This is a genomic window from Buttiauxella cochleicola (assembly GCF_021282435.1).
In the GTDB taxonomy this organism is placed as follows: Bacteria; Pseudomonadota; Gammaproteobacteria; order Enterobacterales; family Enterobacteriaceae; genus Buttiauxella; species Buttiauxella massiliensis.
Genome location: NZ_JAJSOT010000002.1, coordinates 83,863 through 109,856 on the forward strand (window position 1 = coordinate 83,863; position 25,994 = coordinate 109,856).

Sequence of the window (25,994 nt, forward strand, 5' to 3'; positions counted from 1 at the left end):
CCTTAAACCGTAAGAACCACACAACTTTCAGCATCCCAACAAAGACGAACTTCATCGCCCCAAGTTGGCATCCCTTTGCGATTGCGATGTTCATTTTGCAACTGAGCACTGATCATCTGGCCGCTTTTCAGGCGCACATGATAAATCGACAGATCGCCAAGATAAGCAATGTGTACCACTTCACCGACCGCGAAGTTGAAACCGTCAGCCGGCGGCTCGTCGCAAAGCATCACTTTTTCTGGGCGTAACGCCACATACACCGGAACACCGTCGACAACGGAAATATCAGGGTCAACTTTTAACGGATGAACAAGTCCTGGACTATCAATCACCAGACCATCATCCTGGCGCTCTTTTAGCAGCCCTTCAAAGACGTTCACAGAGCCGATGAATTCAGCGCTATAGCGTGTCGCCGGATATTCGTAGACTTCTTCAGGCTCACCGATTTGCTCGAACTTGCCGCGATTCATGATGGCAATACGCCCCGCCATGGTCATCGCTTCTTCCTGATCGTGCGTCACCATGACGCAGGTCGCGCCGACTCGCTCGAGAATGTCCACCACTTCGAGTTGCATACGGTCACGCAGTTTTTTATCCAGCGCCCCCATTGGCTCATCAAGCAGCAATAATTTTGGCCGTTTCGCCAGGCTACGCGCCAGAGCGACACGCTGGCGCTGCCCTCCAGACAGCTGATGCGGTTTACGTTTGGCATACTCCTGCATATGCACAAGCGTTAGCATTTCTTGCACGCGTTGAGCTATTTCATTCTTCGGTAACTTGTCCTGCTTGAGACCAAACGCAATGTTCTGCTCGACCGTCATGTGCGGAAAAAGTGCGTAGGACTGGAACATCATATTGATCGGACGCTGATACGGAGGCACATGCGACAAGTCCACGCCATCAAGCACAATCTGGCCAGCGCTGGGTTGCTCAAAGCCCGCCAGCATGCGTAACAATGTGGATTTACCACAGCCGGATGGGCCGAGCAGCGCAAAAATTTCGCCTTTATAAATGGTGAGATTCACATCATCAACGGCGTGTTGCCCGTCGAAGGACTTTGTGAGGTTGCGAACTTCAAGCAGCGGGGTGAGCGCTTTGCGAGTTTTCGCGTGCGGACGAGGGGTTGCGTCGTTCAATTATGTTGCTCTCCGGCAAAAAACAAAATAGAGGTACGACCCGGTTGCCGTACTAATAACGGACAGAAGTTTTAACACTTCTGTCCGTGTTGGAGCACATGCACTGTTTCGGTGCACCGCTGCGTTGCAAATCTAATTAGATAACACTTATACCCAAAATAATTCGAGTTGCAGGAAGGCGACCAGGCCGTAAGTCCCCAGGAGCATAGATAACTATGTGACTGGGGCGCACGGGTGCAGTCAACGCATCTGCGGCTTGAAGTATGACGGGTATTATTTGCCTGTTTTAACTTTAGTCCAGGCTCTGGTAATAACACGGTCAACTTTTGGAGACTGCACGCCCTGAGTGAACAGCTTGGCACGCACATCTGCCGGTGGATAAATTCCCGGGTTATCGCGAATTTCAGCGTTTAACAGCGGCGTCGACTCTTTGTTCGCATTAGCGTAATAAACATGATTACTGATATTCGCTACCACATCCGGTCGCATCAAATAGTTAAGGAACTGATACGCTTCGTCTTTATTTTTCGCATCAGCGGTCATTGCGAACATATCGAAGTACACCATCGCCCCTTCTTTAGGAATGGTATAAGCAATATTCACGCCATTTTTTGCTTCTTTGGCGCGGTTTGCTGCCTGGAGAATATCGCCGGACCAGCCGATCGCTACACAGATGTCGCCGTTAGCCAGGTCATTGATATATTGAGATGAATGGAAATAACGAATAGACGGGCGCAGTTTCAGCAGCAGATCGTTCGCAGCTCCGGTGTAATCTTTCGGATCGGTACTGTTTGGATCTTTGCCAAGGTAATGCAGGACCGACGCGTAAACTTCGCTTGGTGCATCAAGGAAGGAAACACCACAGCTTTTCAGCTTCTCAAGATTTTCTGGTTTCAGGATAAGATCCCAGCTATCAACCGGCGCGTCTTTGCCCAATGCCGCTTTCACCTTTTCGACGTTGTAACCGATACCGGTCGTCACCATCATGTACGGAATGCCGTATTTATTGTCGTGGTCGTTATGGGCCACCAGCTTGAGCATTTCCGGATCGAGGTTTTTGTAATTCGGCAGTTTGCTTTTATCAAGAGGCTGGAAAATACCGGCCTGAGCCTGACGCTCAAGGAACTGAGAAGATGGCACCACAAGATCATAGCCAGTGCTGCCCGCCATCAACTTCCCTTCCAACACTTCGTTGGAGTCGAAAACGTCATACACCACTTTAATGCCAGTTTCTTTGGTGAAGTTTGCCAGCGTATCCGGCGCAATATAATCAGACCAGTTATAAACGTGCAGCGTCTTTTGTTCCGCAGCAAATGTGGTAGCAGAAACAGCCATTAGCGCTGTCATCAGCGCACCTGCCACCACACCGGATAACAATTTTTTACGTTGGGTAAACATATGTGATTCCTTCTGAAAAAGTCTAATTCCCGCTTTCGCGAGCATAATTTACTCAATCATACTTTTACGCATTTTCTTCTCGCTTTTGGCACATGCAAGAATCATGCATCTCTATGCAAACTGCAGTAAAAAAAGTACAGACGCCTTGCTGCAGATGTTGCACGCTTGTAGCGTCCCGCAAGAATAACTGTAGCCAGAGTTAGTGACTATAGCCCAAGTAAAAAAGTGCCCTTTATCAATTTTTTATGAATAAAACGTCTATGCTGTGGCCCAAAACTGGCGGTATTGGCGAGGATAATGCTGGAGGGATGTTATTAAGGCAGAATAAAAAATCGCGGAACGCAGCGGTTATGGTAGCCGCTGCGGTTAAGAATGAAACGATTAATGTAGAAAGTGAGTTTGAATAACTGTGCCGTCTTCTTGTTCTTCATCTGCATCAGAGATAAAGAGCAGTTGGTTTGCGCAGGCTTCCAGAATCACCATTGATATTTGCTCTTCGCTCTGTTTTACAAAGGCAGCAAACTGTTCGCGGGTAATTCCGACGGACGCTTGTAGCGACTGGCAAACGACCAGCTTAGGTAAATTGTCGTCCTGGATATCCAGGAACGCTTTCACGGTTAACGAACTGGCATTAATAGAAGACAAATCAGATGCCAGTGGCAACAGAGCAGATGGCTTTACTTCAGCCAACGCTGAAAACAAGACGATATCGTCGACTAGATCGATTTTCGCATCATAGACACCATCGAAATTCTGCATATGCGGCAGATGGAGCGCCTGGCATGTATCGCACTCGAAGATGGTCACACCGATTTCGTCCAGCCAGCGGCGTAAGATGTCCAGAGTAGGGACAACGAGTGAATCCATATTTGCCGTAGCCTCTTTAAAAGGGAGTGATTGAGTCGCGCCATAGCTTACGCAAAAACGACGCCCCATACTATTATTATGCGCCCAATAGCATTGATACCCCTGTCTAGCCGCCAATTTTCAGGCAAAAACCTGGCTGAGCCTGCTGCTCAATCCATTGGATCATTAATGTCGCGATATCGACTCCACTTGTCTTTTCAATACCTTCAAGACCAGGTGACGCGTTAACCTCCATCACCAATGGGCCACGTTCAGCACGTAAGATATCCACCCCTGCGACATCCAGACCCAGGGTCGCCGCCGCATGTAAGGCGATTTCTCGCTCACGATCTGTAATGGAGACCTGATTCGCCACCCCGCCGCGGTGCAAATTGGAGCGGAAATCCCCCGGTTTTGCCTGACGTTCAATTGCGGCAACGACTTTATTACCCACTACCAGGCAACGAATATCCCTGCCCTGTGCTTCTTTTATATATTCTTGCACCAGAATATGGGCATTCAGACCGCGAAACGCATCTATTACACTTTCCGCCGCCTGGCGCGTTTCGGCTAACACCACGCCAATTCCCTGGGTGCCTTCCACCAGTTTCACCACCAGTGGCGCACCGCCTACCATGTCAATTAAATCGCTGGTGTCATCTGGAGAATGAGCAAAGCCTGTGACCGGCAGGTCAATCCCCTGACGCGCCATCAACTGCAACGATCGCAACTTGTCCCGCGCGCGCGTAATGGCAACCGATTCGTTGAGCGGGTAACTACCTAACATCTCAAACTGACGCAACACCGCCGTGCCGTAGAAAGTGATCGCGGAGCCAATACGTGGAATTACCGCATCATAATGAGGAAGCTGACGGCCTTTATAGTGCACTGATGGTGCAGACGGATTGATGTTCATGTAACAAGAAAGGGGATCGATAATTTCGACTGCATGACCACGGCGTGACGCCGCTTCACGTAGGCGTTTACAAGAATAAAGTGTTCCATCCCGGGATAAAATGGCGATTTTCACCCTGCACCTCAGCGTTTCCAGTCCAATAATGACAGCGCAACTATCATATCACTGCCATCTGGTTTCAACGAACGGGCAATGTGTCTGGCGACTGCTTTAACACGTCGATTAAATGACGCGTTGTAGATGCCAAATGATGCGGATCGTACACCACATAAAGATCTGCCGGGATCGCTTTTGTCAGCGGACGGAAGGTGACACCCGGCCAACTCATCTGGGCGTAACTATCGGCCATAATAGTCAACCCTATACCGATGCTGACCAGCGCCAGTACGGTCTGCGGCTCAACTGCTTCTCTGACAATACGAGGCGAAAAACCCGCTTCGCGACAGACACTTTGCAAAAACGTCCAGTCAGAATGCACCGCAGTCATAGTGACAAATGGTTCATGGCGCAGTGACTCAATATCAATAGCAGCCTGTTTCGTCAGCGGATGTTTTTCTGGCAAAGCAACAAGGAACGTAGCGTCATGTAGTTTTTCACTTCGTAGACCCGGAGGAGGATTGGTTTCCATGCGCCAGATACCGGCGTCAATTTCGTGACGCTCAATCAAGGAGATTTGATCTCCCGGCGACTTCTCGCGAAACAGAATATCAATGGCCGGAAAATCAGCGATAAACTGTTGTAACCCAAGACGTAATCCACCCCAAATCGCCGTACCAACAATTCCCAAATGAATGCGCCCGCCTTCACCACGACCAATTTGTTCTACCCGGGCCAATGCAAGGTTTGCGCTGTCGAGCAATCGACGGGTCTCTTCAAGCAAAATTTCACCGGCGTACGTCAGCGCAACGCTGCGTGAATGGCGAATAAACAAAACGGTACCGAGTTGAGACTCAAGCTCTTTGATATGGAAACTCAGTGGTGGCTGGGACATGTTTAGCCGCAAGGCCGCTTTGCCAAAGTGCAACTCTTCCGCCACTGCCTGGAAATAGCGCAGAAGTTTTAAGTCTGTACGGTATGTTCGCTGTGAAATAGTCATGGGGCTCCCTATGTTCTGGCAGCCCCATACGTTAGCACTCCTGCTGCTCGCTGTAATCCGGCCGACTGTTAATGTGCGACCGGAGCCGAAGCCTTAAGTGTTGGGTTGTGGCGATACTGGAAACTAAAGTGGAAGATAACCGCCAGTACTAACGCATATCCGGCAAACACCAACCAGATTGTGGTCCAGTCTTTGGCGCCATCAACGCTGAAGTAGTCCACGACATATCCGCTGAGAATCGCACCGAGATAGGCACCAATTCCGTTGACCATCGTCATAAACAACCCCTGAGCACTGGCACGTATGCGCGAGTCCACTTCTTGTTCTACAAACACAGAACCAGAGATATTGAAGAAATCAAATGCGCAGCCGTAAACCACCATCGAAAGCAACAGTAAAACGAAGCCAAATGCAGACGGATCGCCCCAGGCAAAGAGTGCAAAGCGCAGCACCCAGGCCACCATACTCATCAACATCACCTGCTTGATACCAAAACGGCGCAGGAAGAATGGGATGGTGAGGATAAAGGCCACTTCCGACATTTGCGAAACCGATAGCAAAATCGATGGATACTGAACCACGAAGCTATCAGCAAATTCAGGATTACGCGCAAAATCGTGCAGGAATGGGTTGCCAAAAGTATTGGTAATCTGCAACACCGCGCCTAACAACATGGCAAATAAGAAGAAAACAGCCATGCGCGGGTTCTTGAACAATACAAAAGCATCAAGCCCCAGACGGCTTACCCAAGTACGAGAAATCCCACCTTTCACCACTGGTATAGTTGGCAAAGTTAGTGAGTAGAGGGCCAGCGCTAATGACGCTCCAGCTGCAATATAAAGCTGAAGATTGCTGAGTTCAAAGCGCATCAGACTCACGGTCCACATTGCAGCAATAAACCCAATAGTGCCAAAGACGCGGATCGGTGGGAAATGGCTGACAGTATCCAGCCCTGCTTTTTCGAGGCTAGCATAAGAAATAGTATTCGATAGTGCAATTGTGGGCATAAATGCCATCGCATTACCCAGCATCACCCAAAACATCAGGCCCGGCTGATTAATGCTGGCAGCCCAGGCCAGCATTGCCGCACACACCAGGTGGCAGAGCGCGTAGACGCGATTCGCCGGCAGCCATTTATCGGCAATAATCCCAACGATTCCCGGCATTAACAGCGCAGCAATTCCCTTAGTGCTATACACCATACCGACATCTGCCCCTCGGAATCCGAGGGTATTAATCATGTACGAACCCAGCGTGACCAGCCAGGCCCCCCAGATGAAATACTGCAAAAACAACATGATTTTCAAGCGAGGTTGAATCGCCATACCGTTAATCGCCATGTGTTTTACCTAGTGTGTTGGAAGTGCCTCAGGCGAGTTTGCCCAGGAAACCGCAAATCAGATTAATAAAGTTCTGGCGCGGAAGTGCTGCCGCCGCCAGGGTTTGCGCGTGGGAGAGCTGCACACTGCCAAGACCTTCTGCGAGGTTAGTAATTGCCGAAACTGCGACAACTTTCAGGCCACAATGGCGCGCGCTGATCACCTCAGGCACCACTGACATACCTACCACATCACCACCGATGATTTGCATCATGCGAATTTCAGCCGCGGTTTCAAAATTCGGGCCAGGGTAAGAAACAAATACGCCCTCAGTTAGCGGGAAGCCCTGCTCTTTTGCGACCTGCTGTAAAACGCCACGGTAATCCGCGTCATAGGCGTTCGCCAGGGAGAAGAAACGCTCGCCAAAACGGTCATCGTTCGGGCCGACGGTTGGCGTGCCAGGCATGGTATTAATATGGTCGTTCAACGCAACCAGGCTACCAGGGCCGACTTCCGGGCGTAATGAGCCTGCGGCGTTAGTTGAGAACAGAATTTCGCAACCGAGTAATTTGAACGTACGAATCGCGTTAGTCATCACCGACATGCCGCGCCCTTCGTAGAAGTGACCGCGTCCCTTCATGCAGGCGACGGGAACACCAGCAAGCGTGCCGACCACCAGTTCACCCGCGTGGCCATGAACGGTGCTTACCGGGAAACCAGGCAGTTCGTCATAAGGGAAAACAACGGCCTGTTCGATTTTCTCAGCCAATTCACCCAGGCCGGAACCCAGGATGAAAGCCACGCGTGGCACCAGGCCATTAATGCGGGAACGGATAATATCTGCGGCGTAGTACGGGGAGTTGTCAAGAGTCGGCATCGGGTGCTCCATGTCATGTGACGAATAATCAGAGTTAGCGTTAACTCAGTTATACCGACTGACAATGGTGCAAAACCAATACCGTTTGGGCGGGTGATTGATAGCGAAAATGTATTGATTGGCTGTGGCGAGTGCCATATTGAGGAAGACTCTAAATAATTCGAGTTACAGGTAGGCGGCAAGGGAGCAAATCCCCAGGAGCTTACTAAAGTAAGTGACTGGGGTTTGTGAGTGCAGCCAACACCCCTGCAACTTGAAGTATGACGAGTCAGTTTATCGAGTCGCCCAGCCTTGTTTGTGCAGATACTCCAGAATAAATGGACGGTTCTCTTTAATGATGGTGCGGCGAATATGGTCGCTCCAGGTGTCGCGTCGCGCGTTGCTATCACGGGAAAGATAGTACTGCGCCATCTCTTCGTCGTATTCCGCCAGCACGTTTTCATCAACCGGCTGATAGCTGTTTTCATGCATGATCATCGCGGCTGGAATGCGCGGTTTGATACCGTGATCTTCATCAGGCCAGCCCAGACATAAACCAAACAGCGGTAAAACATGTTTTGGGATGTTCAGCAATTCCGTTACCGCTTCGATGTTATTGCGCAGCCCACCGATGTAAACGCCACCCAACCCCAGCGACTCTGCCGCAGTAAAGGCGTTTTGAGCCAAAATCGCAGTATCAACCGCGCCGAGTAAAAGTTGTTCCGCAAGCCCAAGTTGAGCTTCCGGGCAGATTTGCAGATGGCGGTTAAAGTCGGCGCAAAAAACCCAAAACTCTGCGGCTTGTGCGACATGCTTTTGGCCGCCAGTAAGCTGAACAAGTTGCTCACGAAGGGATTTGTCGGTGATGCGAATAATCGAAGTACATTGTAAAAAACTGGAACTGGAGGCCGCCTGGGCACTGGCAATAATTGCTGCACGCTGTTCATCTGTTATCGGCGCATCGGTGAAACGGCGCACGGAACGGTGTGAACGCAGCAGATCAATGGTCGGCGTCATCGTGTTTATCCTTTGGCTTGTCTGAATGAGATTTATCGAGTGGGGCCTGGCCTTTGGTCAGCAGCGGCGCAACGTTTTGAGCCATCGCCCAAACCATAAATGCTGCCGCCGGGAGCATCAGCGCAATGCCTAAAAATACCATGATGATAGCCGCTGTGGCATTCCCAAAGGGTGCGGATAAAGTCACGTAACCGTTCAGGGAAAGATATGACAGCAGTAAAAAAGCGATACCGATAACCTCGAGGATTAACACAGGTTTCGGTAACGCACCGAGTGAACGCATCCGCTTGTCTCCACAGACTGTATAGGTAGCGAGTATTATATTAACAGGTAACACCTTCTTTCCATTCGCAACAGTTAGCGGCATTATAGTTGCCATTCGCCGGTACGTATCGGCCACAAAAAATAAAGGAGATTCCATGTTTGCAGTAATCTTTGGTCGCCCAGGCTGCCCATATTGTGTTCGTGCTAAAGAGTTGGCTGAGAAATTGACCGCTGAGCGTGACGACTTCAACTTCCGTTATGTTGATATCCATGCGGAAGGTATCAGCAAAGCCGATCTGGAAAAAACCGTAGGCAAACCTGTTGAAACTGTACCGCAGATTTTCCTCGACCAGAAACACATTGGCGGTTGCACTGATTTTGAAGCTTACGCTAAAGAACACCTGAGTTTGTTCCAGAACGCAGAATAAGCAGCAGACAGAAAGAAAAAAACCGGCTCACTGAGCCGGTTTTTTTATCGCCGCTGACGGCGGAGCACGCTACGGAGAAACAAGTAGCACAATGCTCCAAGAGCACACCAAAACACCGCACTAAACATCCAGGCCATTTCTTGCCAGAACGTTCGCGTTGGCGACAGCCAAAAGTGAATGATTAACAGACAAAACGGTGAAGCCAGTACTGCGCCCATCAGCGGTTTGATCACTCGGCCATGGCGTGAAAACACGCTAGCGATAACACCCGGAAGGATAAAAAACAGCAATCCCCACTCAGAATGTTTATCACCCGGGTAGCTGCTGGCGGCACTCAACTTTTGAGACAAAAACACACCAACAAACAACACGAAGCAACAAATGACTCCGAACCAACGTTGTCCACGCATGAACACACATCCTCCTGACGATCGCTTGTATCGAACTTAAATTTACGGCTCTGCACGCAGAAACCTTGCCCCAGTTAGATAAAGTCTCAGCAATCCCTGCTAGAAAATAGGTAGCGCAATTAGCACAATATTCTTACTAGCCGTAAAACTTCATAAAGATTAAACTAACGGCTATTATCAGGTCTGCGCACTGGATATTTTAATGCACTAGAAATACATTAAATTGCGTCGTAATTAGTAGAAACCCTAACGCAAAAAACCATTTCTTTCAACAAGTTACTAGTAAACAAGAAGTTACCCTTCGTGAATATAAACGTCGCAGATTTGTTAAGCGGGAATTACATCCTGTTATTATTTGTTGTTCTGACCTTAGGTTTATGCCTGGGTAAATTACGCCTTGGGCCAGTCCAACTAGGTAATTCCATTGGTGTTTTAGTAGTCTCTTTATTACTCGGCCAACAACATTTTTCCATTAACACAGACGCCCTAAATCTGGGTTTTATGTTGTTCATTTTTTGTGTCGGGGTGGAAGCTGGGCCAAACTTTTTTTCAATTTTCTTCCGCGATGGCAAGAATTACTTGATGCTGGCACTGGTGATGGTGGGAACCGCCATGTTGCTTGCCTTAGGGTTGGGGAAACTCTTTGGCTGGGATATTGGCCTCACGGCGGGGATGCTCGCAGGCTCAATGACCTCAACGCCAGTGTTGGTCGGTGCAGGTGATACCTTGCGACATTCGGGTGCCGCTGGCACCCAATTAGCGACATCGCTCGATAACCTCAGCCTCGGCTACGCACTAACCTATCTTATCGGTCTGGTCAGTCTGATTGTTGGCGCACGTTACCTGCCAAAACTTCAACACCAGGATTTGCAGACCAGCGCGCAACAAATCGCCCGCGAACGTGGCCTGGACACCGATGCCGCACGTAAAGTCTACCTTCCTGTTATTCGCGCTTACCGCGTAGGCTCTGAGTTGGTTGCCTGGGCTGATGGTAAAAACCTGCGTGAACTTGGCATTTATCGCCAGACCGGTTGCTACATAGAACGTATCCGCCGTAACGGCATTCTGGCAAACCCGGATGGTGACGCTGTGCTGCAAAAGGGTGATGAAATCGCGCTGGTAGGTTACCCGGATGCGCATTCACGCCTCGATCCAAGTTTCCGTAACGGTAAAGAGGTTTTCGATCGCGACTTGCTGGATATGCGCATCGTTACCGAAGAAATCGTGGTAAAGAACCACAATGCTGTCGGTCGCCGCCTTGGGCAATTAAAGCTGACCGATCACGGCTGCTTCCTGAACCGCGTTATCCGTAGCCAGATTGAAATGCCTATCGACGATAATATCGTGCTTAACAAAGGCGACGTTTTACAGGTCAGCGGTGATGCCCGCCGCGTAAAAACCGTTGCTGAACGTATTGGCTTTATCTCGATTCACAGCCAGATAACTGACCTGCTCGCCTTCTGCGCCTTCTTCATTATTGGCCTGATGATCGGCATGATCACCTTCCAGTTCAGCTCGTTCAGTTTTGGCGTCGGCAACGCTGCAGGCTTGCTATTCGCCGGTATCATGCTCGGCTTCCTGCGAGCCAACCACCCGACATTCGGCTATATCCCGCAAGGGGCGCTGAATATGGTGAAAGAATTCGGCCTGATGGTATTTATGGCCGGCGTCGGCCTAAGCGCCGGTAGTGGCATTGGCAACGGCCTGGGTGCCGTTGGCGGGCAAATGTTGATTGCTGGGCTTATCGTAAGTCTGGTGCCCGTTGTTATCTGCTTCCTTTTCGGTGCATATGTTTTACGTATGAACCGCGCATTGCTATTTGGGGCAATGATGGGTGCACGTACCTGCGCACCAGCGATGGAAATCATCAGCGACACTGCGCGCAGCAACATTCCAGCCCTTGGGTACGCCGGGACTTACGCTATCGCTAACGTGTTGTTAACGCTGGCGGGGACACTTATCGTAATCATATGGCCCGGTTTGTGACCAGTGCCGCAGACAAAGAAAAAAGATTTTTTATGACAGTGCGAACTTTTTGCCTGGGGCAAAGTCTTAATTAGTGCCACTGCTTTTCTTTGATGTCCCCAATTTGTGGAGCCCATCAACCCCGCCTCTTTGGTTCAAGGTTGATGGGTTTTTTATTGCCTGAAACTCGTGACCTTTATAATCAACCAGTTAGAACACACCTTTGACACCTGTGGCGACAAAATGGCGACAGCGCTTTTGCCGTGGGGCGTAAGTTGTTGTTCTATGCCGTCTCAATCACGTACAACAATTCAACCAAAGCAACCGCGCCGACATCATCCCAGCGCAAATAACTCGCCAAAGAACTAGTACCCGTACCTCTTCCTAAAACTTTTTGACAGATAGCCTGATGATCCGCAGATGCAGAAACCCAAACAGTTCCGCCCTGTTGGCAAAAGTAGGTCGAACCTTTCAAACCATCCCGCTGAATGCGTTTCTTCCAGGTATCCACCTGCTGTGTCGTAACTACTAAACTCATCACTCCCCCTCAGTAAATCAAACATTCCCAGATTATGATCCCATAAACTATCAGGACGAATCAGAGCGGAGAATATGTGTGTTTAATTTTTATCCTGACAAAACATTCAGCAGATCGGAGGTCATGTGTCGTCCCACACCTGTTCCTGCGGTGAATGGTGTCTATTTCTGGTGGTTCAAATATGTCCCCCCAGGCGTTCCGACTGAGGGTTGTATCATTCAGGATGGATACACATTGCTCTACGTCGGTATTTCGCCCGATAAGAAGGGAAAACCTAATAGCCGCGCCAATCTTAGACAGCGCATTAAAACCCACTATAGCGGCAATGCCGAAGGGTCAACTCTCAGGCGCACGCTAGGAGTGTTGCTTGCGAAGGAAAATAATTTCCCACTCCGTCGGGTTGGCTCGGGCAAAAGAACGACATTTACCCATCCCGGAGAGCAATGGCTGGATCAGTGGATGGAACAGAATGCAAAGGTGTATTGGGTAGCAGATAAAGAACCATGGGTTCTTGAAGAAACTTTAATTGCCAGCATTTCTCTGCCATTAAACCTTCAGGGAAACAATCATGGCTTTAAACCTATCCTTTCAGCAATGCGCAGCAAAGCTATGGCAGAAGCCAAAATAATGGAAATTGCGGATGAAACAGGTTTTAGCAGGAGTGTAGTTGCAGAAATGATAAAGCAGGCGGTGCAAGTGGACCGAGCCACATAGGATATCCGCAGCTACGCAATCCAGTTCAGTACGTGAACTCTAATTACGCCAGCGGCGGGTCAGATTCAGTAAGCAAATTGTTCCTGCATACCTTTAGGATGAGGTGGAGCGGCACTAATTTTTTGTGGACGACACAGAGCGCACAAAAGTTTCATGCGTTACGAACGTATGCCCGCACTCGATGTTAGTGCACTGGTTGTAACGCTCTTTGGTTTCGATGGAAACCTGGAACCTGCTTCGGGTATGTGCAGCCTGTCCGCACATAGGAAAATTCATCATTTTCGTCAGCCCTAATTATTAACCTATTCGCAATAATTATGCATTATTGCTCGCAATTTGGAACTAATCTTTCCATTTCGAAATCATCAATTTTCACCTCAAACTCTATGCTGGTTGTAAAACCACTGTCAGTACTGACCGTATGCTCAAACCAGCCGCCATCCGGGTATTCTGTCACGCTGCCGTCCTCAGAATAGGATGGTGGAGAAAACTGATTTGAGTAGACAGCAGGCAGCGCAAACGCGGTTTCCAGATTGCCGCCCATGCTGAACAGTACAACCTGCTCCCGCACAGACGGCTTCCACCAGGTGCGCGAGTTGCCCGCACGCAGCGTCAACCAGTTAATCGAGTTGGTTTCAAGGTCGCCCGTCTTCACCCGCATATGCAGTTATCCCGGCCCACTTCGGTGACAGTTCCGGTGCGGATCAGGTTAGTGATAAAGCGCATGATTTCTGTGAGTTGTTCGTTCATGTTGTCAGATTGCATGTGATGTCATTTTTAAAAACAATGCTTCATTGTCTGGTCTTTGATACAAATACCCACGGACAGTTAACTGTGAGGGATCTCGGGATGGAGTTTGATAAAATAAAGGCATTCTTAGCCACAGCTATCGGTGGACTAATATTTAAATGGCTTGCGGGTGGAGTATCCTCTTTTTGGGCATGGCTAAATAAATCCCATCCAGAAGAGGATTTTTTGGTGTCCAAAATCGGCATAACGAAACCAGTTATCAGGCTTAGCTTTTGCAAGTACAAACTAAGTACTAAACCGCATACCAAGAACAATAAAATCTTTCTCACCATATTTGGCTCTATAGTTATAGCCCTATCCGCTACTGGTTTTTATCAATTCACAAATATTGTCACTCAAGGACCAATACAGTGGATCGATTTCAAATATAAAGAAACAAGTGATTCGTTTTGGATTCGACAGGATGAAGCGAGGAACAAGCCAAACAGTCCAAACTGGAATATATCTCCTGACACCTGCCTGAACAAAACGGCATTAGATAAAATCACATCAATAAAGCCCAAAACCATTGAATTCATTTGCGGTTACATGCTAGATCCTAAGGGGCGAGATGAACTAGGAAAAGCAGCCAATAAAAACTCACTCGGTCTAATGGTTGTGATACCTATAGCTTATTTATCCCTTCTATTTTTCTTCATGCTTGGCACAGCCATGTTTATTGACTTATATATAAACGCAAAAATCACCATTTTTAATAAATTAGAAACAGAGAAAAGTTATCAATACCTAACATGAACTAAAGTCTAACCAGCCAGCGCATTAAAAGATCGCGTGTCAGCGCAGCTAGAACGTTACGTAAAAGGCTCTACGGCATCCTAAATGCCATGAAGCATCGGGTGTCAAACGGCGACGCAGAATCCCTAAACACCAAAATACGGCTGCTGAGGATCAAGTCCAGAGGGTACCGGAACAAAGAACGCTTCAAAATCTCAATGAAAGACCTCAATCGTGCTCCCGCATGGGCAGCTTACCCATGTCCTGCGCCATAAGTTTACAGCACACTTTATGATGTCCGGCGGGAACATTCTTGCGCTCCAGAAAATCCTAGGCCACCAAGACATTAAAATGACCATGCGCTATGCTCACCTGGCACCTGTTCACCTTGAAACGACCCTACGCTTCAATCCCCTTGCCACAATGCATAGTTGAAAATTTATCCCTGCCCACCTAATATGTGAAATTCAAAGAACACTGAATTGAAGACAATGAAAATAAACTTACCATTAACTACCCTCGCTACTGGAATAGCCTTGCTCAGCGGGCTAATATATATCTATCGGCTATGGATTAGATTTGATATTCCTGCGAGCACCTTACTCAATTTCATAAATTTCTCTGACATTATAAATGTCCAGCGTGTATCCATTAGTTCTCATATCAATCATTATATTCGTTGACATACCAAGATTTATAAAAATGCATAATAACACACTGACGGAATCGAGTAAGAAAACTTCATGGGGTAAATAAATCGAAGAAAAAGGATCGTATCGCTTTACTGATAATGTTAGTTAGCATATGCCTTCTCTACCTATATGCTAAAGACTTCCCTAATGCGGCCAGTTTTGTTATTTTATTAATAACACTCTCTGCATCGTATTACATCAGTGACCTAGAATCCTTAATAAAGGTTCAGAACAACATTAAAAACCACTCAATAAAAATAATTTTACTAATCCCATTTTTTGCATTCCACTATGGGACAACCCAATAAGATATAATAAAAAACTATCCCGATGTAATGGTCATTGCCAAAGACTCACATTGTGGGAATTATCACCTTGCATTCATTGCTGCTTACAGTGATAAGGTTTTCGCTTACAACAAAACTAATAATACCATTTGCATTGTTTCAGCCTATTCCGTCGAGTTAAGCACCTCGCAAAATCCTGAAAAGCACAAGCCTTCACAGCCTTCGGGCAATATCAGTTGAGACAAAGTGGCGACAGCGGTTGGCAATACCCCGTAATCATCACTTCTCACTACCAATCCAACTTATTAATTACCTTGCAAGTCATTGTTTTTACTAACCAATTTACATAAATGGTTTTTTTATTGACTGGAGTTTGTGGCCCTCTTTTAAATCAAAAACTTGAGTTTCCGCCCTGACACCAACTCGTCACTATCTACGCGAATATCTTTTCATCGTCCATAATTTTGAATAGTACGATTTGGTGAAGAGGAACTCGAAATGTTACTTAACGGCAAAGTAGCTGTGATCTTCGGTGGTAGTGGAGCCATCGGCAGCGCGGTTGCGCATGTGATGGCGCGAGAGGGGGCGCATGTGTATTTAGGCGCACGCAGTCAGGAAAAGTTGAACCGGGTTGCTGATGATATCCGCGCAGCGGGAGGAAGCGTCGAAACATTCAATATCGACGTGCTCGATGAACAGTCAACAATTGAGCGAACTGCGCAACTTGCCCAGCAGACCGGTGGCTTTGATGTGGTGATAAACACAACCGGTTTTGTGCATGACCAGGGAAAGAGTGTTATTGAATTATCCCTGGCGCAGTTTAGAGAAGGGTTTGACCCGTTCCTCACTGCTCAATTCAACATTTCAAAAGCAGTTGCTCCGCATATGGGCGGCGAACGCGCGGGAAGTATCCTGACGGTAGTGGCTCCCGCAGGCGTAATAGCGATCCCCGGCCACTCTGGCCACATCGTCGGCTGCGCGGGCATTGAAGCGTTTGTCAAAGCTCTCGCCTGCGAACTTGCGCCCAAAAATATCCGCGTTATCTGCGTGCGTGCACATGCGCTTGTCGGCGCGGTTGAGGCAGGTTCCTACACCAACGAAGTGTTCGCCTCTAAGGCACAAGCAATGGGAATAACCGTGGAGCAGTGGGTGGGAGGTGCGGCGCAAAGCACCATGTTGAAACGCCTGCCAACGCTTTCACAAGTAGCCGAACTTATGGCATTTCTGGCGTCAGATCATGCAGGTGCAATGACTGCAACGGTGGTCAATATGACGGCGGGCACAACAACGACATAACGGGTTTAAAATTCAATCCCTAGCCTACAATTTTCGCCAGCATTCTTCTGAGGTCTTCACGACTCAACGGATTCCTGTCGGTCACATAATGTAGCGTCATACCTTCGATAAAAGCATCCAACGCGCGTGCGGTCATCGGGTCAAAGAAGGCTTCCAGCACTTGTTGGCTGCGGCACATCCAGTCCTGCATGATGATTTTTAGTTCCGGGTTACGGTTGGCGTAAGCGTAAAGCTGATACATCACCTGCATATTGTACGACGTGGCAATTTTCTCCCCGCAAATCATATCAACTATTGCTTCGCAGGCTTCGTCACGATCACGAGCTTGTTCCATACGGGCGCGGTAATCGTCTGACATCTGATATGCAAATTGCGTGAACGCTTCGCTCAGTAGCGATTCGATGCCGTCAAAATAATAGGTCATTGACCCTAACGAAACGTCCGCCGCATCGGCAATTTTACGGTGGGTAATATGACTAATACCGTGTTCTACCAGCATATCAAGCGTGGCTTGCAAAATACGCTCTCGCCGGTCTGGATCGTTGCGCCTTGGGGCTTTGCTCATCTTTTTCGCTCGCTAATAACTGACTAAAAGAGTTTACCAGGCAATATGTACAAATGTACACAAACTTGCTAGTGTAATTTGTATTCGCCGCCAACCGGTATTTCCATGTCAGCCGTCATTCCTAACCGCAAATCTACTCAACTTCGCACCTGGGCGCTGTTCGCCTTCTTTTTTCTGCCTGGCCTGGTTATGGCCTCCTGGGCCACACGAACTCCAGCCATTCGCGACACGTTAAGTGTTTCGACTGCGGGTATGGGGATTGTGTTGTTTGGCCTATCGGTGGGCTCGATGAGCGGAATTTTATGCTCGGGCTGGCTGGTTAAGCGTTTTGGGACTCGCAATATCATCCGCAGCGGTATGACATTAATGGTAACCGGCATGCTGGTGATGGGCGTTGCGCTATTCCTTTCGTCACCTGTGCTGTTCGCACTCGGCCTGGCCATTTTGGGAGCCGGACTTGGATCAGCCGAAGTCGCGATGAATGTCGAAGGTGCCATTGTTGAAGGGTTGCTGAAAAAGACCGTGTTACCGATGATGCATGGTTTCTATAGCCTGGGCACCCTTGTAGGTGCGGGTATCGGTATGAGTTTAACCGCCCTCAATTTCAGCGCGTATGGGCACTTATTAGTGATTGGCCTACTCGTCATTACGCCAATTGTTATTGCCATTACTGCCATTCCGCATGGAGTAGGTAAGAGCAACACAGCCGTAGATGCAGAAAACCCACACGAGCCCCACCCGCCCTTTTATAAAGATCTGCAGCTGATATTAATCGGCACCATTGTGCTGGCGATGGCATTCGCCGAAGGCTCAGCGAATGACTGGCTGCCGCTTTTGATGGTCGATGGCCACGGTTTTAACCCAACATCTGGCTCGATGATTTATGTCGGCTTTACTCTGGGCATGACAGTCGGGCGTTTTACAGGCGGCTGGTTTATTGACCGTTATAGCCGCGTGACGGTAGTGCGAGCCTGTGCGTTGATGGGTATTTTGGGTATTGGTCTAATCATCTTTGTCGATAACGCCTTTGTGGCGGGCATTTCTGTCATTTTGTGGGGATTGGGCACCTCGCTCGGTTTCCCATTAACCATTTCGGCCGCAGGCGATACCGGCCCAGATCCGGCGACTCGCGTAAGCGTGGTTGCTGCATCGGGTTATATTGCCTTCCTGGTGGGGCCACCACTGCTTGGCTTCCTCGGTGAACATTACGGCCTACGCCTTGCCATGTTAGTCGTATTAAGTTTGATGGTCGTCGCAGCACTAGTCGCGAAAGCCGTCGCAAAACCAACAGATCTTGTTACTAATTCGCTTGAAGGGAGAGTTCGATGAGTGTGAAATTAATTGCCGTCGACATGGATGGTACGTTCCTGAACGATAACAAAGAGTACAACCGCGTACGCTTTGCTGAACTTTATGCACAGATGAAAGAGCAAGGGATTCGTTTTGTGGTCGCCAGCGGCAACCAGTATTTCCAGTTGATTTCATTTTTCCCGGAGATTGCCCACGAGATCTCTTTCGTTGCCGATAACGGCGGCTGGGTAGTGAGTGAAGAAAAAGACACCTACAATGGCGAGCTAACAAAGCAACAATTCAACACGGTTATTGACCACCTGCTGACACTGCCGCATGTGGATATCATCGCCTGTGGCAAGCGCAACGGCTATACCCTGAAAAGTTATGACGACGCCTTTATCACCATGGCGCGTAGCTACTATCACCGCCTGGAGCTGGTAGAAAACTTCTCGAATCTGGACGACGTGTTCTTTAAGTTCGCGCTGAATCTGCCTGATAGCCTGTTAGATGACACCATGAGCTCCCTGTCTGAAATTCTCGACGGTGTGATGGTGCCGGTCACCAGTGGTCACGGCTCGATTGACCTGATTATTCCTGGTATCCATAAAGCCAACGGTTTGCGGATATTGCAGGAAAAATGGGGTATTGATGACAGCGAAGTTGTGACCTTTGGCGACGGCGGCAACGATATAGAAATGCTGCGCCAGGCCAAATATGGTTTTGCGATGGCAAATGCCCCTGAAAAAATCAAACAGATCGCGTCTTATCAGGCTGGGCATTGCAACCAGCAAGGTGTGCTGGATGTGATTGAAAAAGTTCTGAAGAAAGAAGCGCCGTTTAACGCGTAATACGAAGCGAGGGGCGGCAAAGCCCCTCTCCTCTGCCGTTCTAAAATTGCTTTAGTAGCACCAGCAGACCGTAACCTATGGCAGCCGCCCACAACAGCATCGGCAATGAATAGTAGTGAAAGCGTATCCAGATGCGGCGATCGTTAGCCATGCGCAGAGCTATCAGATTTGCCAACGACCCCGGCAGCAGGCCAAAACCGCCAATGTTTACCGCAAAAGCGAGCAGTACTGAGGCTGGAACGTAATTGAGCAGTAAAATGGTTGATGGAACATTGCTGATAAATTGCGATAAACCTATACCCAGTGCAAACAAACCGCCACTTGAAAGCTGATTAATCCCCGCCAGTGCATGTTGTAATACCGGCAGTTGCGTTATCAGATAAACGTCGATAAACATCACCATAAACACCAGCAGCAAACTCCAGTCGATACTCAGTAACACCCGACGCGCCAATAGCAAAAAGCCTATCGCCACCACGGCTAGCCCCCAGTTCTCCTGCTTTAACTCCAGCGAAACAATAAATACAACGTAAAGTGCCACGCAGCTCAGCACCAATCGTGGCTGCCACTCATGGCGTTTATCGTGAGTCTGATAGATAAGCTTTTTATTAGGGAAGCAAAACCAGCATAACAGAAGCAAACTGGTCGTTATCGCCAGCGCCAGCGGGGCCATTTGCCAGGTGAAATCGCCAAACGATAAACCCGACCGCCCCCACAGCAAAATATTCTGCGGATTTCCAATCGGCGTGAGCAGCGACCCGGCATTCACCGCCAGGGCTTCAAATATGATGAGTCGACTAATCGGTATCGCACATAGTTTCTTCAGCGTAATGGTCAACGGAACAATAATAAACAGCGCGACATCGTTGGTCAGAAACGTAGAAAGCAGAGCCGCTGCGCTGACCAAAAACATCGCCAGGGTTCGTTCGTTATCAAAACGCTTCACCATGCGGCGGCCCAGCACATCGAAATAACCGCTTAGCTCCACGCCTTTGGTCAACATCATTAAACCTGCGAGCGTAATGATGGTATGCCAGTCGATAGCGTGGACCCAACGCTTCGGCTGAAAGGGCGCAACAAAACTCAGCGCCACACCGACAAGCAGCAATAGATGAAGAAAGCGATCGCGAGCAAATGGCCGAACAAGGTTGAGCAACATTACTGCGTGAATCCTCGCTTCTCACTAAACAGGCGAAATGCTTCCAGCGTCTCTTCACTAACGTGGTGCTCAACACCTTCGGCGTCAATTCTTGCAGTTTCTGCACTAATACCCAGCGCGAGGAAAAAGTTTTCGACGATCTGATGACGTTCACGACTCATTTGTGCCAGTTTCTCCCCTTCCGGAGTCAGAAACACACCGCGCCATGGAATTTGTTCAATAAGCCCAACCGAGGCGAGTCTTTTTAACATTTTTGCAACCGTTGGTTGGGAGACACCCAGACGTGCGGCCATATCAACCTGGCGGACTTCGCCGACCTCGCGAATCAAATCAGAAATCAGCTCAACATAATCATCAATTAATTCACGGCGATGCGCTTCCCGCACCTGCCTAAAGCCTTCGACATGCTCTTCAACATTTACCAACGGCATCACTTTCTGTTTATTTTTTTGGCCCGCAGTACGGCTCATGATGCTTCCTCTAACAGTGGCACGGCATCGTCCAATGACGACATTTGGCCCCATTGTAAACCAGCATCACCCAAGCACAAAAATTTAACGAATTAGCAATAGCTATACAATATAGCCTGTGCTATATCTGTATGTAATGCAGTCAGCCTTTAAAGGATCTAAGGGCAGCAGATGTTAAGAGGAGGAAAAAATGAACGAATTTAAGAGGTGTATGAGCGTGTTTACACATTCCCCGTTTCAAGTGCGGCTGATGCTGCTCAATATGTTGTGTGATTGGGTTTCTGGCAAACCACAGCAGGGCGAAAAACCGAAGTCATAGGCAGTCGCCCTGCCTTCTTTCACATCAGTCTGGCTTATATCACCCCGCGTGTTTGTAACTTTTCATTTCCGTAGATACTCTGAATTTATCGTTTAGCCGCGCTTTAACCTTACCATTTGTCGGTTTTGTAACGCGCTTCGCAAAACACATTTCTGTTATCAGTTGATCTTCTTATCGTCCCGCTCTATCTTCTTGCAGCCCTGCACATGAAGCGGCTCGCAGATGCGGTCCAGTTTCCCTTCTTTTCCGTCTGTCAGGCAGGTTCTTACCCTCGTCGCCAGGGTTTTCGCATGGCGTTTAGTAGATCTCGATAAACATGAATTTAACGGTTAAAGATACCCTGACGACACGCGCAATTGCGCTCAATCCGTGGACTGGCTTTTATTTCCTGCAGTCGTTACTGATTAACTTCGCACTCGGTTATGAATTTAGCATTCTCTATGCAGTCGCATTTAGTTGCGTATTAATGCTGCTGTGGCGTAGCGCGCCCAAATTACAAAAAGGTTTGCTGGCGATTTGTAGCCTGATTGCTGCAATGTATTTCCCTTTTGGACAGGCCTACGGCTCGCCAAACTTTAATACCCTGCTTGCCTTGCACTCGACCAACTTCGAAGAATCCACGGAATTGATGACTATTTTCCCGTGGTATAGCTATTTGGTGTCAGTGTTTATTCTGGTGCTCGGTATTATCGCCGTGCGTCGCAAAGTCACGCCGAAAAAAAGAGCATGGTGCCATTTCGACAGCTTATGTCTGGTGGTGAGCGTGGTCTGCTTCTTTGTCGCACCAGTACAAAACCTGGCTTACGGTGGCGTGTTTAAAATCAAAGACTCTGGTTATCCGGTATTCCGCTTTGTTAAAGATGTGGTGGTTAACAACCAGGAAGTAATCGACGAGCAAACCCGCATGCAGGCCTTCTCACAAATGAAGGACACCTGGAATGTGCTGGCGGTTAAACCGAAGTACCAAATTTATGTAGTGGTGATTGGCGAAAGCGCGCGTCGCGATGCGTTAGGTGCATTCGGCGGTCACTGGGATAACACCCCGTTCGCAAGCCAGGTGAATGGCAATATCTTCATGGATTATGTATCAGCCAGTGGTTCCACACAGAAATCGTTGGGCATGACACTTAACCGCGTCATTGATGGCAAACCGCAATATCAGGACAACATTATTACGCTGGCAAACCGCGCTGGTTTCCAGACCTGGTGGTTCTCAAACCAGGGGCAAATTGGTGAATACGATACAGCCATTGCCAGCATCGCCAAGCGTGCTGATGAAGTACAGTTCCTGAAAAGTGGGGATTTTGAAGCGGATAAAAATACCCGTGACGAAGCGCTGCTTAAAATGACAGCTCAAGTATTTGCTACCCCGCGCACCACTCCGCAACTGATTGTATTGCATTTGATGGGTTCACATCCCCAGGCTTGCGACCGTACACAGGGTAAATATAAAGATTTCGTTCAGTCGAAAGAGACCTCTTGTTATATCTACAGCATGACGCAAACCGACGACCTACTAAAACAGCTCTATCAGCAGCTGCAAAATAGCGGTGAAAGTTTCTCGATGGCTTACTTCTCCGATCACGGTCTTGCCATCAAAGAACGCGGCACCAAGGTGCAATATCTGGCGCATGATGATGAGTTCCAGCAAAACTTCCAGGTACCGTTTATGGTGCTATCAAGTGATGATAAAGAACATCGCCAGATAAAAGCACGGCGTTCAGCGAACGATTTCCTGAATTTCTTCTCGGCATGGACGGGGATTAAAACCAAAGAGTTAACGCCAAAGTACAAGTTCATTTCTGAGCAGAATGCGGGGCCTGTCTACATCACCAACTTTAAGCTTAAGAAGGTGGACTATACTCATTTGCAGACGGATGTGTTTGAAACTAAAACGCGCTAACTCAAATTGCAGAGATAAAAAAATCCGCCACTATGGGCGGATTTTTATTTTCACTAGTTAAAGTGAAATTAGAAGCGGTAACCCACGCCTGCGATCCAGGTGCCAACATCAACATTACGGATGCGGCTCTGCTCGTAGGAAACGTCCAGAGCAACGTTTTCAATTGGGTTGAACTGCATACCTGCGCCGTAGGAGAAACCGTAGTCGCTGGTGTTTGTATCAGTTGCGCCAGTAGTCTGGAATTTACCGTAACCAACACCGACTACACCGTAGATGCTTGCCCAATCGTTGATGCGGTAAGCAGGACCAGCAGTGATGCCGTAGTATTGTGATTTATTGTAAGCGTCAGCTTCGCTGCGGTTTTTCTCGGTGTAAGTGAAAGAACCGATGTAACCCAGCGGGGTGTCGTTTTCATAACGGTATTTCAGGTTGAAACCGCCTGCTTTGTTAGCTTTGCCCTGCATATCGCTTTGTGCGTAGCCACCAGTTACGGTGCTAGCTGCAGATGCGGTACCAACGGAAACGGCCAGAACACAAGCCAGTGCTGAAAGACATGCAATTTTTTTCATAATCCACCTCAAATGTGCTTCAAGTAACTTCTAAGTTTTTAATATATCAAAATTGTGTAAGAAACTCTGCGACATTTACGTTGTCTAACGATTCCTTTCCTGTAACAGAACATTTCCATTACATCGTAGTCCCTTCAATTTGCAGCGCTTTTAACCAAAAACGCGCTAATTATTGGCATGAATCGCAACATCGTCATCCAGATAATTCTTAAACTGTTCTGAACAAAACTTACGCAATCAGGCTGTTATGGTACTGCATCAGACAATTATTTTTTTCAATGAATTCTCAACCAGCCATAACTTATTCATTTACACTGGAGTTACTTTTATTTTCTTGACCGAATTAGACACTGACTGACAGGAAGCAGGATGCCGCTATCGCCACGTAAAACCCCAGTTTGGTTACCCATCGTCGTTCTTTTAATTGCTATGACCTCAATTCAAAGTGGCGCTTCACTTGCGAAATCTTTGTTCCCATTGGTTGGTGCACCGGGCGTTACAGCACTGCGTCTTGCGTTGGGTACGCTAATTTTGGTGGTGATTTTCAAACCATGGCGTTTGCGTTTTAAAGCAGAACAACGTTTCCCCTTGCTGATGTATGGCCTTGCTCTTGGTGGAATGAACTACCTCTTCTATTTATCTATTCAGACTGTTCCCTTGGGTATTGCCGTAGCCCTGGAGTTCACCGGCCCGCTTGCGGTAGCGTTGTTTGCATCGCGTCGTGCCGTTGATTTTGTCTGGGTAATTCTGGCGGTACTCGGCTTGTGGTTCCTGCTGCCGCTCGGGCAGTCAATTTCGAGCGTTGATTTAGCGGGGGCCGCTTTTGCTTTGGGTGCAGGTGGCTGCTGGGCGATTTATATTCTGTTCGGCCAAAAAGCGGGGGCCGACCATGGCCCGGCAACGGTGGCTTTCGGGTCGTTAATCGCGGCTGTTATCTTTGTGCCAATTGGAGCCTGGCAGGCGGGTGAGGCGCTTTGGCACTGGTCACTAATACCGCTCGGTCTGGGTGTCGCGATTTTGTCGACGGCACTGCCCTACTCTCTGGAAATGATCGCTCTGACGCGCTTACCGACACGCACTTTTGGTACTCTGATGAGCATGGAGCCTGGACTTGCGGCGCTGTCTGGCATGCTGTTTCTTGGTGAGCATCTGACGCTTGTGCAGTGGCTTGCTCTACTATCAATTATCGCAGCGTCCATCGGTTCAACACTGACCATCAAACGTGAAGCCCAGATTACCAGCGTTGACGTAAATTAATTTCCCATATTATTTACCGTGGTTACTGTGACCACGGTAAATATCCTCCCGCGATCAAGTATTTATATTTAGACTTATTCTTAGATACAAACAGAAATTATTCCCATTTAATCATCACGGTTTGTTTATTTACGTAACGCCTCGCAATAATAAATTTAAAATCCATTACTAACAATCAGTTACTAAAATCCACCCTGAGCCTGCTATTTGTCTGATAGGTATTACCTGTTCCATTAAAATCAAAATCCGGTGCTATACTTATTTCCGGTAATTCAATTAGACATAACATCAAGAGGAAGAAAGATTATGACTACCGCTAAACTGGTAAAAACCAAATCTACTAACCTACTGCATACCCGTAATGATGTTGCAGACAGCGAAAAGAAAGCTACCGTTGAGCTGCTTAATCGCCAGGTCATTCAGTTCATTGATTTGTCGTTAATTACCAAGCAAGCGCACTGGAACATGCGTGGCGCTAACTTTATTGCCGTTCATGAAATGCTCGACGGCTTCCGTACAGCACTCACAGATCACCTTGATACCATGGCAGAACGCGCTGTTCAGCTCGGTGGTGTCGCACTGGGTACCACGCAGGTCATTAACAGCAAAACTCCGCTGAAGAGCTATCCGCTGGATATTCACAGTGTGCAGGATCACCTGAAAGAGTTGGCTGACCGTTACGCGATTGTGGCAAACGATGTGCGTAAGGCAATTAGCGAAGCGAAAGACGAAGATACTGCTGATATTCTGACCGCCGCATCGCGCGATTTGGATAAGTTCCTGTGGTTTATCGAGTCAAATATCGAATAATTGCTAGCAGTTTGTTACTCCATCCTCCCTTTTTAGGGAGGATGGTTGCACTATTTTAGCGCATGAAATTGTTTACCCCTGCCGCATAAGTTACTCAAT

At 48.3% G+C, this 25,994-nt stretch carries 26 protein-coding genes and 4 pseudogenes; 13 read left to right on the plus strand and 17 right to left on the minus strand.

What is annotated here, in order from left to right; all coding sequences use genetic code 11:
* Positions 1–2: 2 nt before the first annotated feature.
* The 9 genes from potG to LVQ77_RS06200 all read right to left on the minus strand — a co-directional run bounded on the left by potG (position 3) and on the right by LVQ77_RS06200 (position 8,867).
* Positions 3–1,136, minus strand: coding sequence for a putrescine ABC transporter ATP-binding subunit PotG (potG, locus tag LVQ77_RS06160; protein ID WP_232903973.1), 1,134 nt, complete (start codon positions 1,134–1,136; stop codon positions 3–5).
* A 273-nt stretch (positions 1,137–1,409) separates the two neighbouring features.
* Positions 1,410–2,534 carry a spermidine/putrescine ABC transporter substrate-binding protein PotF gene (potF, locus tag LVQ77_RS06165; protein WP_232865039.1) on the minus strand — a complete coding sequence of 375 codons (1,125 nt, stop codon included), beginning with the start codon at positions 2,532–2,534 and terminating at the stop codon, positions 1,410–1,412.
* A gap of 381 nt (positions 2,535–2,915) precedes the next feature.
* Positions 2,916–3,401 (minus strand): YbjN domain-containing protein, encoded by a 486-nt coding sequence (locus tag LVQ77_RS06170; protein WP_232865040.1) that lies wholly within the window; start codon positions 3,399–3,401, stop codon positions 2,916–2,918.
* A 106-nt stretch (positions 3,402–3,507) separates the two neighbouring features.
* Entirely contained in the window at positions 3,508–4,410 is a 903-nt protein-coding gene (gene rimK / locus LVQ77_RS06175; protein WP_232903974.1) for a 30S ribosomal protein S6--L-glutamate ligase, read from the minus strand.
* Positions 4,411–4,474: 64 nt separating this feature from the next.
* The gene (locus LVQ77_RS06180) at positions 4,475–5,392 is read right to left on the minus strand and encodes a LysR family transcriptional regulator (protein ID WP_232903975.1); all 918 of its coding nucleotides are present in this window, start codon (positions 5,390–5,392) and stop codon (positions 4,475–4,477) included.
* A 68-nt stretch (positions 5,393–5,460) separates the two neighbouring features.
* Complete coding sequence (locus tag LVQ77_RS06185) at positions 5,461–6,717, minus strand: nucleoside permease (RefSeq protein WP_232865149.1); 1,257 nt, start codon at positions 6,715–6,717, stop codon at positions 5,461–5,463.
* A gap of 43 nt (positions 6,718–6,760) precedes the next feature.
* Positions 6,761–7,588: a xanthosine phosphorylase gene (xapA, locus tag LVQ77_RS06190; protein ID WP_232903976.1), complete on the minus strand. Its 828-nt coding sequence runs from the start codon at positions 7,586–7,588 to the stop codon at positions 6,761–6,763.
* 273 nt (positions 7,589–7,861) lie between these two features.
* On the minus strand, positions 7,862–8,584 hold the full coding sequence (nfsA, locus tag LVQ77_RS06195; RefSeq protein ID WP_232865044.1) for an oxygen-insensitive NADPH nitroreductase: 723 nt from the start codon (positions 8,582–8,584) through the stop codon (positions 7,862–7,864).
* The gene (locus LVQ77_RS06200; RefSeq protein WP_151992756.1) at positions 8,568–8,867 is read right to left on the minus strand and encodes a YbjC family protein; all 300 of its coding nucleotides are present in this window, start codon (positions 8,865–8,867) and stop codon (positions 8,568–8,570) included. The genes nfsA and LVQ77_RS06200 overlap by 17 nt, the downstream gene beginning before the upstream one ends.
* A gap of 136 nt (positions 8,868–9,003) precedes the next feature.
* Between LVQ77_RS06200 and LVQ77_RS06205 the strand changes: the two genes are divergently transcribed.
* Positions 9,004–9,276 carry a GrxA family glutaredoxin gene (locus LVQ77_RS06205; protein WP_034456459.1) on the plus strand — a complete coding sequence of 91 codons (273 nt, stop codon included), beginning with the start codon at positions 9,004–9,006 and terminating at the stop codon, positions 9,274–9,276.
* A gap of 44 nt (positions 9,277–9,320) precedes the next feature.
* Here LVQ77_RS06205 and LVQ77_RS06210 read toward each other — a convergent pair whose 3' ends face one another.
* The gene (locus tag LVQ77_RS06210) at positions 9,321–9,686 is read right to left on the minus strand and encodes an inner membrane protein YbjM (protein WP_232865045.1); all 366 of its coding nucleotides are present in this window, start codon (positions 9,684–9,686) and stop codon (positions 9,321–9,323) included.
* A gap of 303 nt (positions 9,687–9,989) precedes the next feature.
* Here LVQ77_RS06210 and LVQ77_RS06215 point away from each other — a divergent pair, with 303 nt between their 5' ends.
* Positions 9,990–11,672, plus strand: coding sequence for an aspartate:alanine antiporter (locus tag LVQ77_RS06215; RefSeq protein WP_151992758.1), 1,683 nt, complete (start codon positions 9,990–9,992; stop codon positions 11,670–11,672).
* 262 nt (positions 11,673–11,934) lie between these two features.
* Here the strand turns inward: LVQ77_RS06215 and LVQ77_RS06220 are convergent, their stop codons facing one another.
* Positions 11,935–12,189: a hypothetical protein gene (locus LVQ77_RS06220; RefSeq protein ID WP_232903977.1), complete on the minus strand. Its 255-nt coding sequence runs from the start codon at positions 12,187–12,189 to the stop codon at positions 11,935–11,937.
* A gap of 78 nt (positions 12,190–12,267) precedes the next feature.
* On the opposite strand from LVQ77_RS06220, the gene LVQ77_RS06225 reads away from it, so the two are divergent.
* A complete protein-coding gene (locus LVQ77_RS06225; protein ID WP_232903978.1) occupies positions 12,268–12,903 on the plus strand; it encodes a GIY-YIG nuclease family protein in 636 nt (211 codons plus the stop codon).
* 65 nt (positions 12,904–12,968) lie between these two features.
* Here LVQ77_RS06225 and LVQ77_RS06230 read toward each other — a convergent pair.
* Both LVQ77_RS06230 and LVQ77_RS06235 read right to left on the minus strand, forming a co-directional pair.
* A pseudogene (locus LVQ77_RS06230) lies at positions 12,969–13,182 on the minus strand (ogr/Delta-like zinc finger family protein).
* Between the two features lie 130 nt (positions 13,183–13,312).
* A pseudogene (locus tag LVQ77_RS06235) lies at positions 13,313–13,653 on the minus strand (phage baseplate assembly protein V); the annotation flags it as partial.
* Between the two features lie 99 nt (positions 13,654–13,752).
* Here LVQ77_RS06235 and LVQ77_RS06240 point away from each other — a divergent pair.
* From LVQ77_RS06240 to LVQ77_RS06250, 4 genes and pseudogenes are all read left to right on the plus strand, one after another.
* A complete protein-coding gene (locus LVQ77_RS06240; protein WP_232903979.1) occupies positions 13,753–14,448 on the plus strand; it encodes a DUF6216 family protein in 696 nt (231 codons plus the stop codon).
* A 41-nt stretch (positions 14,449–14,489) separates the two neighbouring features.
* Positions 14,490–14,702 (plus strand): annotated as a pseudogene (locus LVQ77_RS22325) (transposase); the annotation flags it as partial.
* Positions 14,650–14,862, plus strand: a pseudogene (locus LVQ77_RS22330) (tyrosine-type recombinase/integrase); the annotation flags it as partial. The pseudogenes LVQ77_RS22325 and LVQ77_RS22330, both read left to right, overlap by 53 nt.
* A 1,042-nt stretch (positions 14,863–15,904) precedes the next feature.
* The gene (locus LVQ77_RS06250; protein ID WP_232903980.1) at positions 15,905–16,702 is read left to right on the plus strand and encodes an SDR family NAD(P)-dependent oxidoreductase; all 798 of its coding nucleotides are present in this window, start codon (positions 15,905–15,907) and stop codon (positions 16,700–16,702) included.
* A 19-nt stretch (positions 16,703–16,721) separates the two neighbouring features.
* Here LVQ77_RS06250 and LVQ77_RS06255 read toward each other — a convergent pair whose 3' ends face one another.
* On the minus strand, positions 16,722–17,267 hold the full coding sequence (locus LVQ77_RS06255; RefSeq protein WP_232903981.1) for a TetR/AcrR family transcriptional regulator: 546 nt from the start codon (positions 17,265–17,267) through the stop codon (positions 16,722–16,724).
* Positions 17,268–17,372: 105 nt separating this feature from the next.
* Between LVQ77_RS06255 and LVQ77_RS06260 the strand changes: the two genes are divergently transcribed.
* Together LVQ77_RS06260 and LVQ77_RS06265 are read left to right on the plus strand one after the other, a co-directional pair.
* Positions 17,373–18,596, plus strand: coding sequence for an MFS transporter (locus LVQ77_RS06260; protein ID WP_232865048.1), 1,224 nt, complete (start codon positions 17,373–17,375; stop codon positions 18,594–18,596).
* Entirely contained in the window at positions 18,593–19,408 is an 816-nt protein-coding gene (locus LVQ77_RS06265; protein WP_232903982.1) for a Cof-type HAD-IIB family hydrolase, read from the plus strand. The genes LVQ77_RS06260 and LVQ77_RS06265 overlap by 4 nt, the downstream gene beginning before the upstream one ends.
* 40 nt (positions 19,409–19,448) lie before the next feature.
* On the opposite strand, the gene LVQ77_RS06270 is transcribed toward LVQ77_RS06265, so the two are convergent.
* Entirely contained in the window at positions 19,449–20,567 is a 1,119-nt protein-coding gene (locus LVQ77_RS06270) for an SLC13 family permease (RefSeq protein ID WP_232903983.1), read from the minus strand.
* Entirely contained in the window at positions 20,567–21,037 is a 471-nt protein-coding gene (gene mntR / locus LVQ77_RS06275; RefSeq protein WP_034456468.1) for a manganese-binding transcriptional regulator MntR, read from the minus strand. The genes LVQ77_RS06270 and mntR overlap by 1 nt, the downstream gene beginning before the upstream one ends.
* A 190-nt stretch (positions 21,038–21,227) precedes the next feature.
* Between mntR and mntS the strand changes: the two genes are divergently transcribed.
* Together mntS and LVQ77_RS06285 are read left to right on the plus strand one after the other, a co-directional pair.
* Positions 21,228–21,356, plus strand: coding sequence for a manganase accumulation protein MntS (gene mntS / locus LVQ77_RS06280; RefSeq protein WP_034456469.1), 129 nt, complete (start codon positions 21,228–21,230; stop codon positions 21,354–21,356).
* Between the two features lie 316 nt (positions 21,357–21,672).
* Entirely contained in the window at positions 21,673–23,259 is a 1,587-nt protein-coding gene (locus LVQ77_RS06285) for a phosphoethanolamine transferase family protein (protein WP_232903984.1), read from the plus strand.
* Positions 23,260–23,327: 68 nt separating this feature from the next.
* On the opposite strand, the gene ompX is transcribed toward LVQ77_RS06285, so the two are convergent.
* On the minus strand, positions 23,328–23,828 hold the full coding sequence (gene ompX / locus LVQ77_RS06290; protein ID WP_151992765.1) for an outer membrane protein OmpX: 501 nt from the start codon (positions 23,826–23,828) through the stop codon (positions 23,328–23,330).
* A 369-nt stretch (positions 23,829–24,197) separates the two neighbouring features.
* Between ompX and rhtA the strand changes: the two genes are divergently transcribed.
* The gene (rhtA, locus tag LVQ77_RS06295; protein ID WP_034456472.1) at positions 24,198–25,085 is read left to right on the plus strand and encodes a threonine/homoserine exporter RhtA; all 888 of its coding nucleotides are present in this window, start codon (positions 24,198–24,200) and stop codon (positions 25,083–25,085) included.
* Between the two features lie 306 nt (positions 25,086–25,391).
* Positions 25,392–25,895, plus strand: a complete 504-nt coding sequence (dps, locus tag LVQ77_RS06300) for a DNA starvation/stationary phase protection protein Dps (protein ID WP_064517352.1) — start codon at positions 25,392–25,394, stop codon at positions 25,893–25,895.
* Positions 25,896–25,994 lie beyond the last annotated feature (99 nt).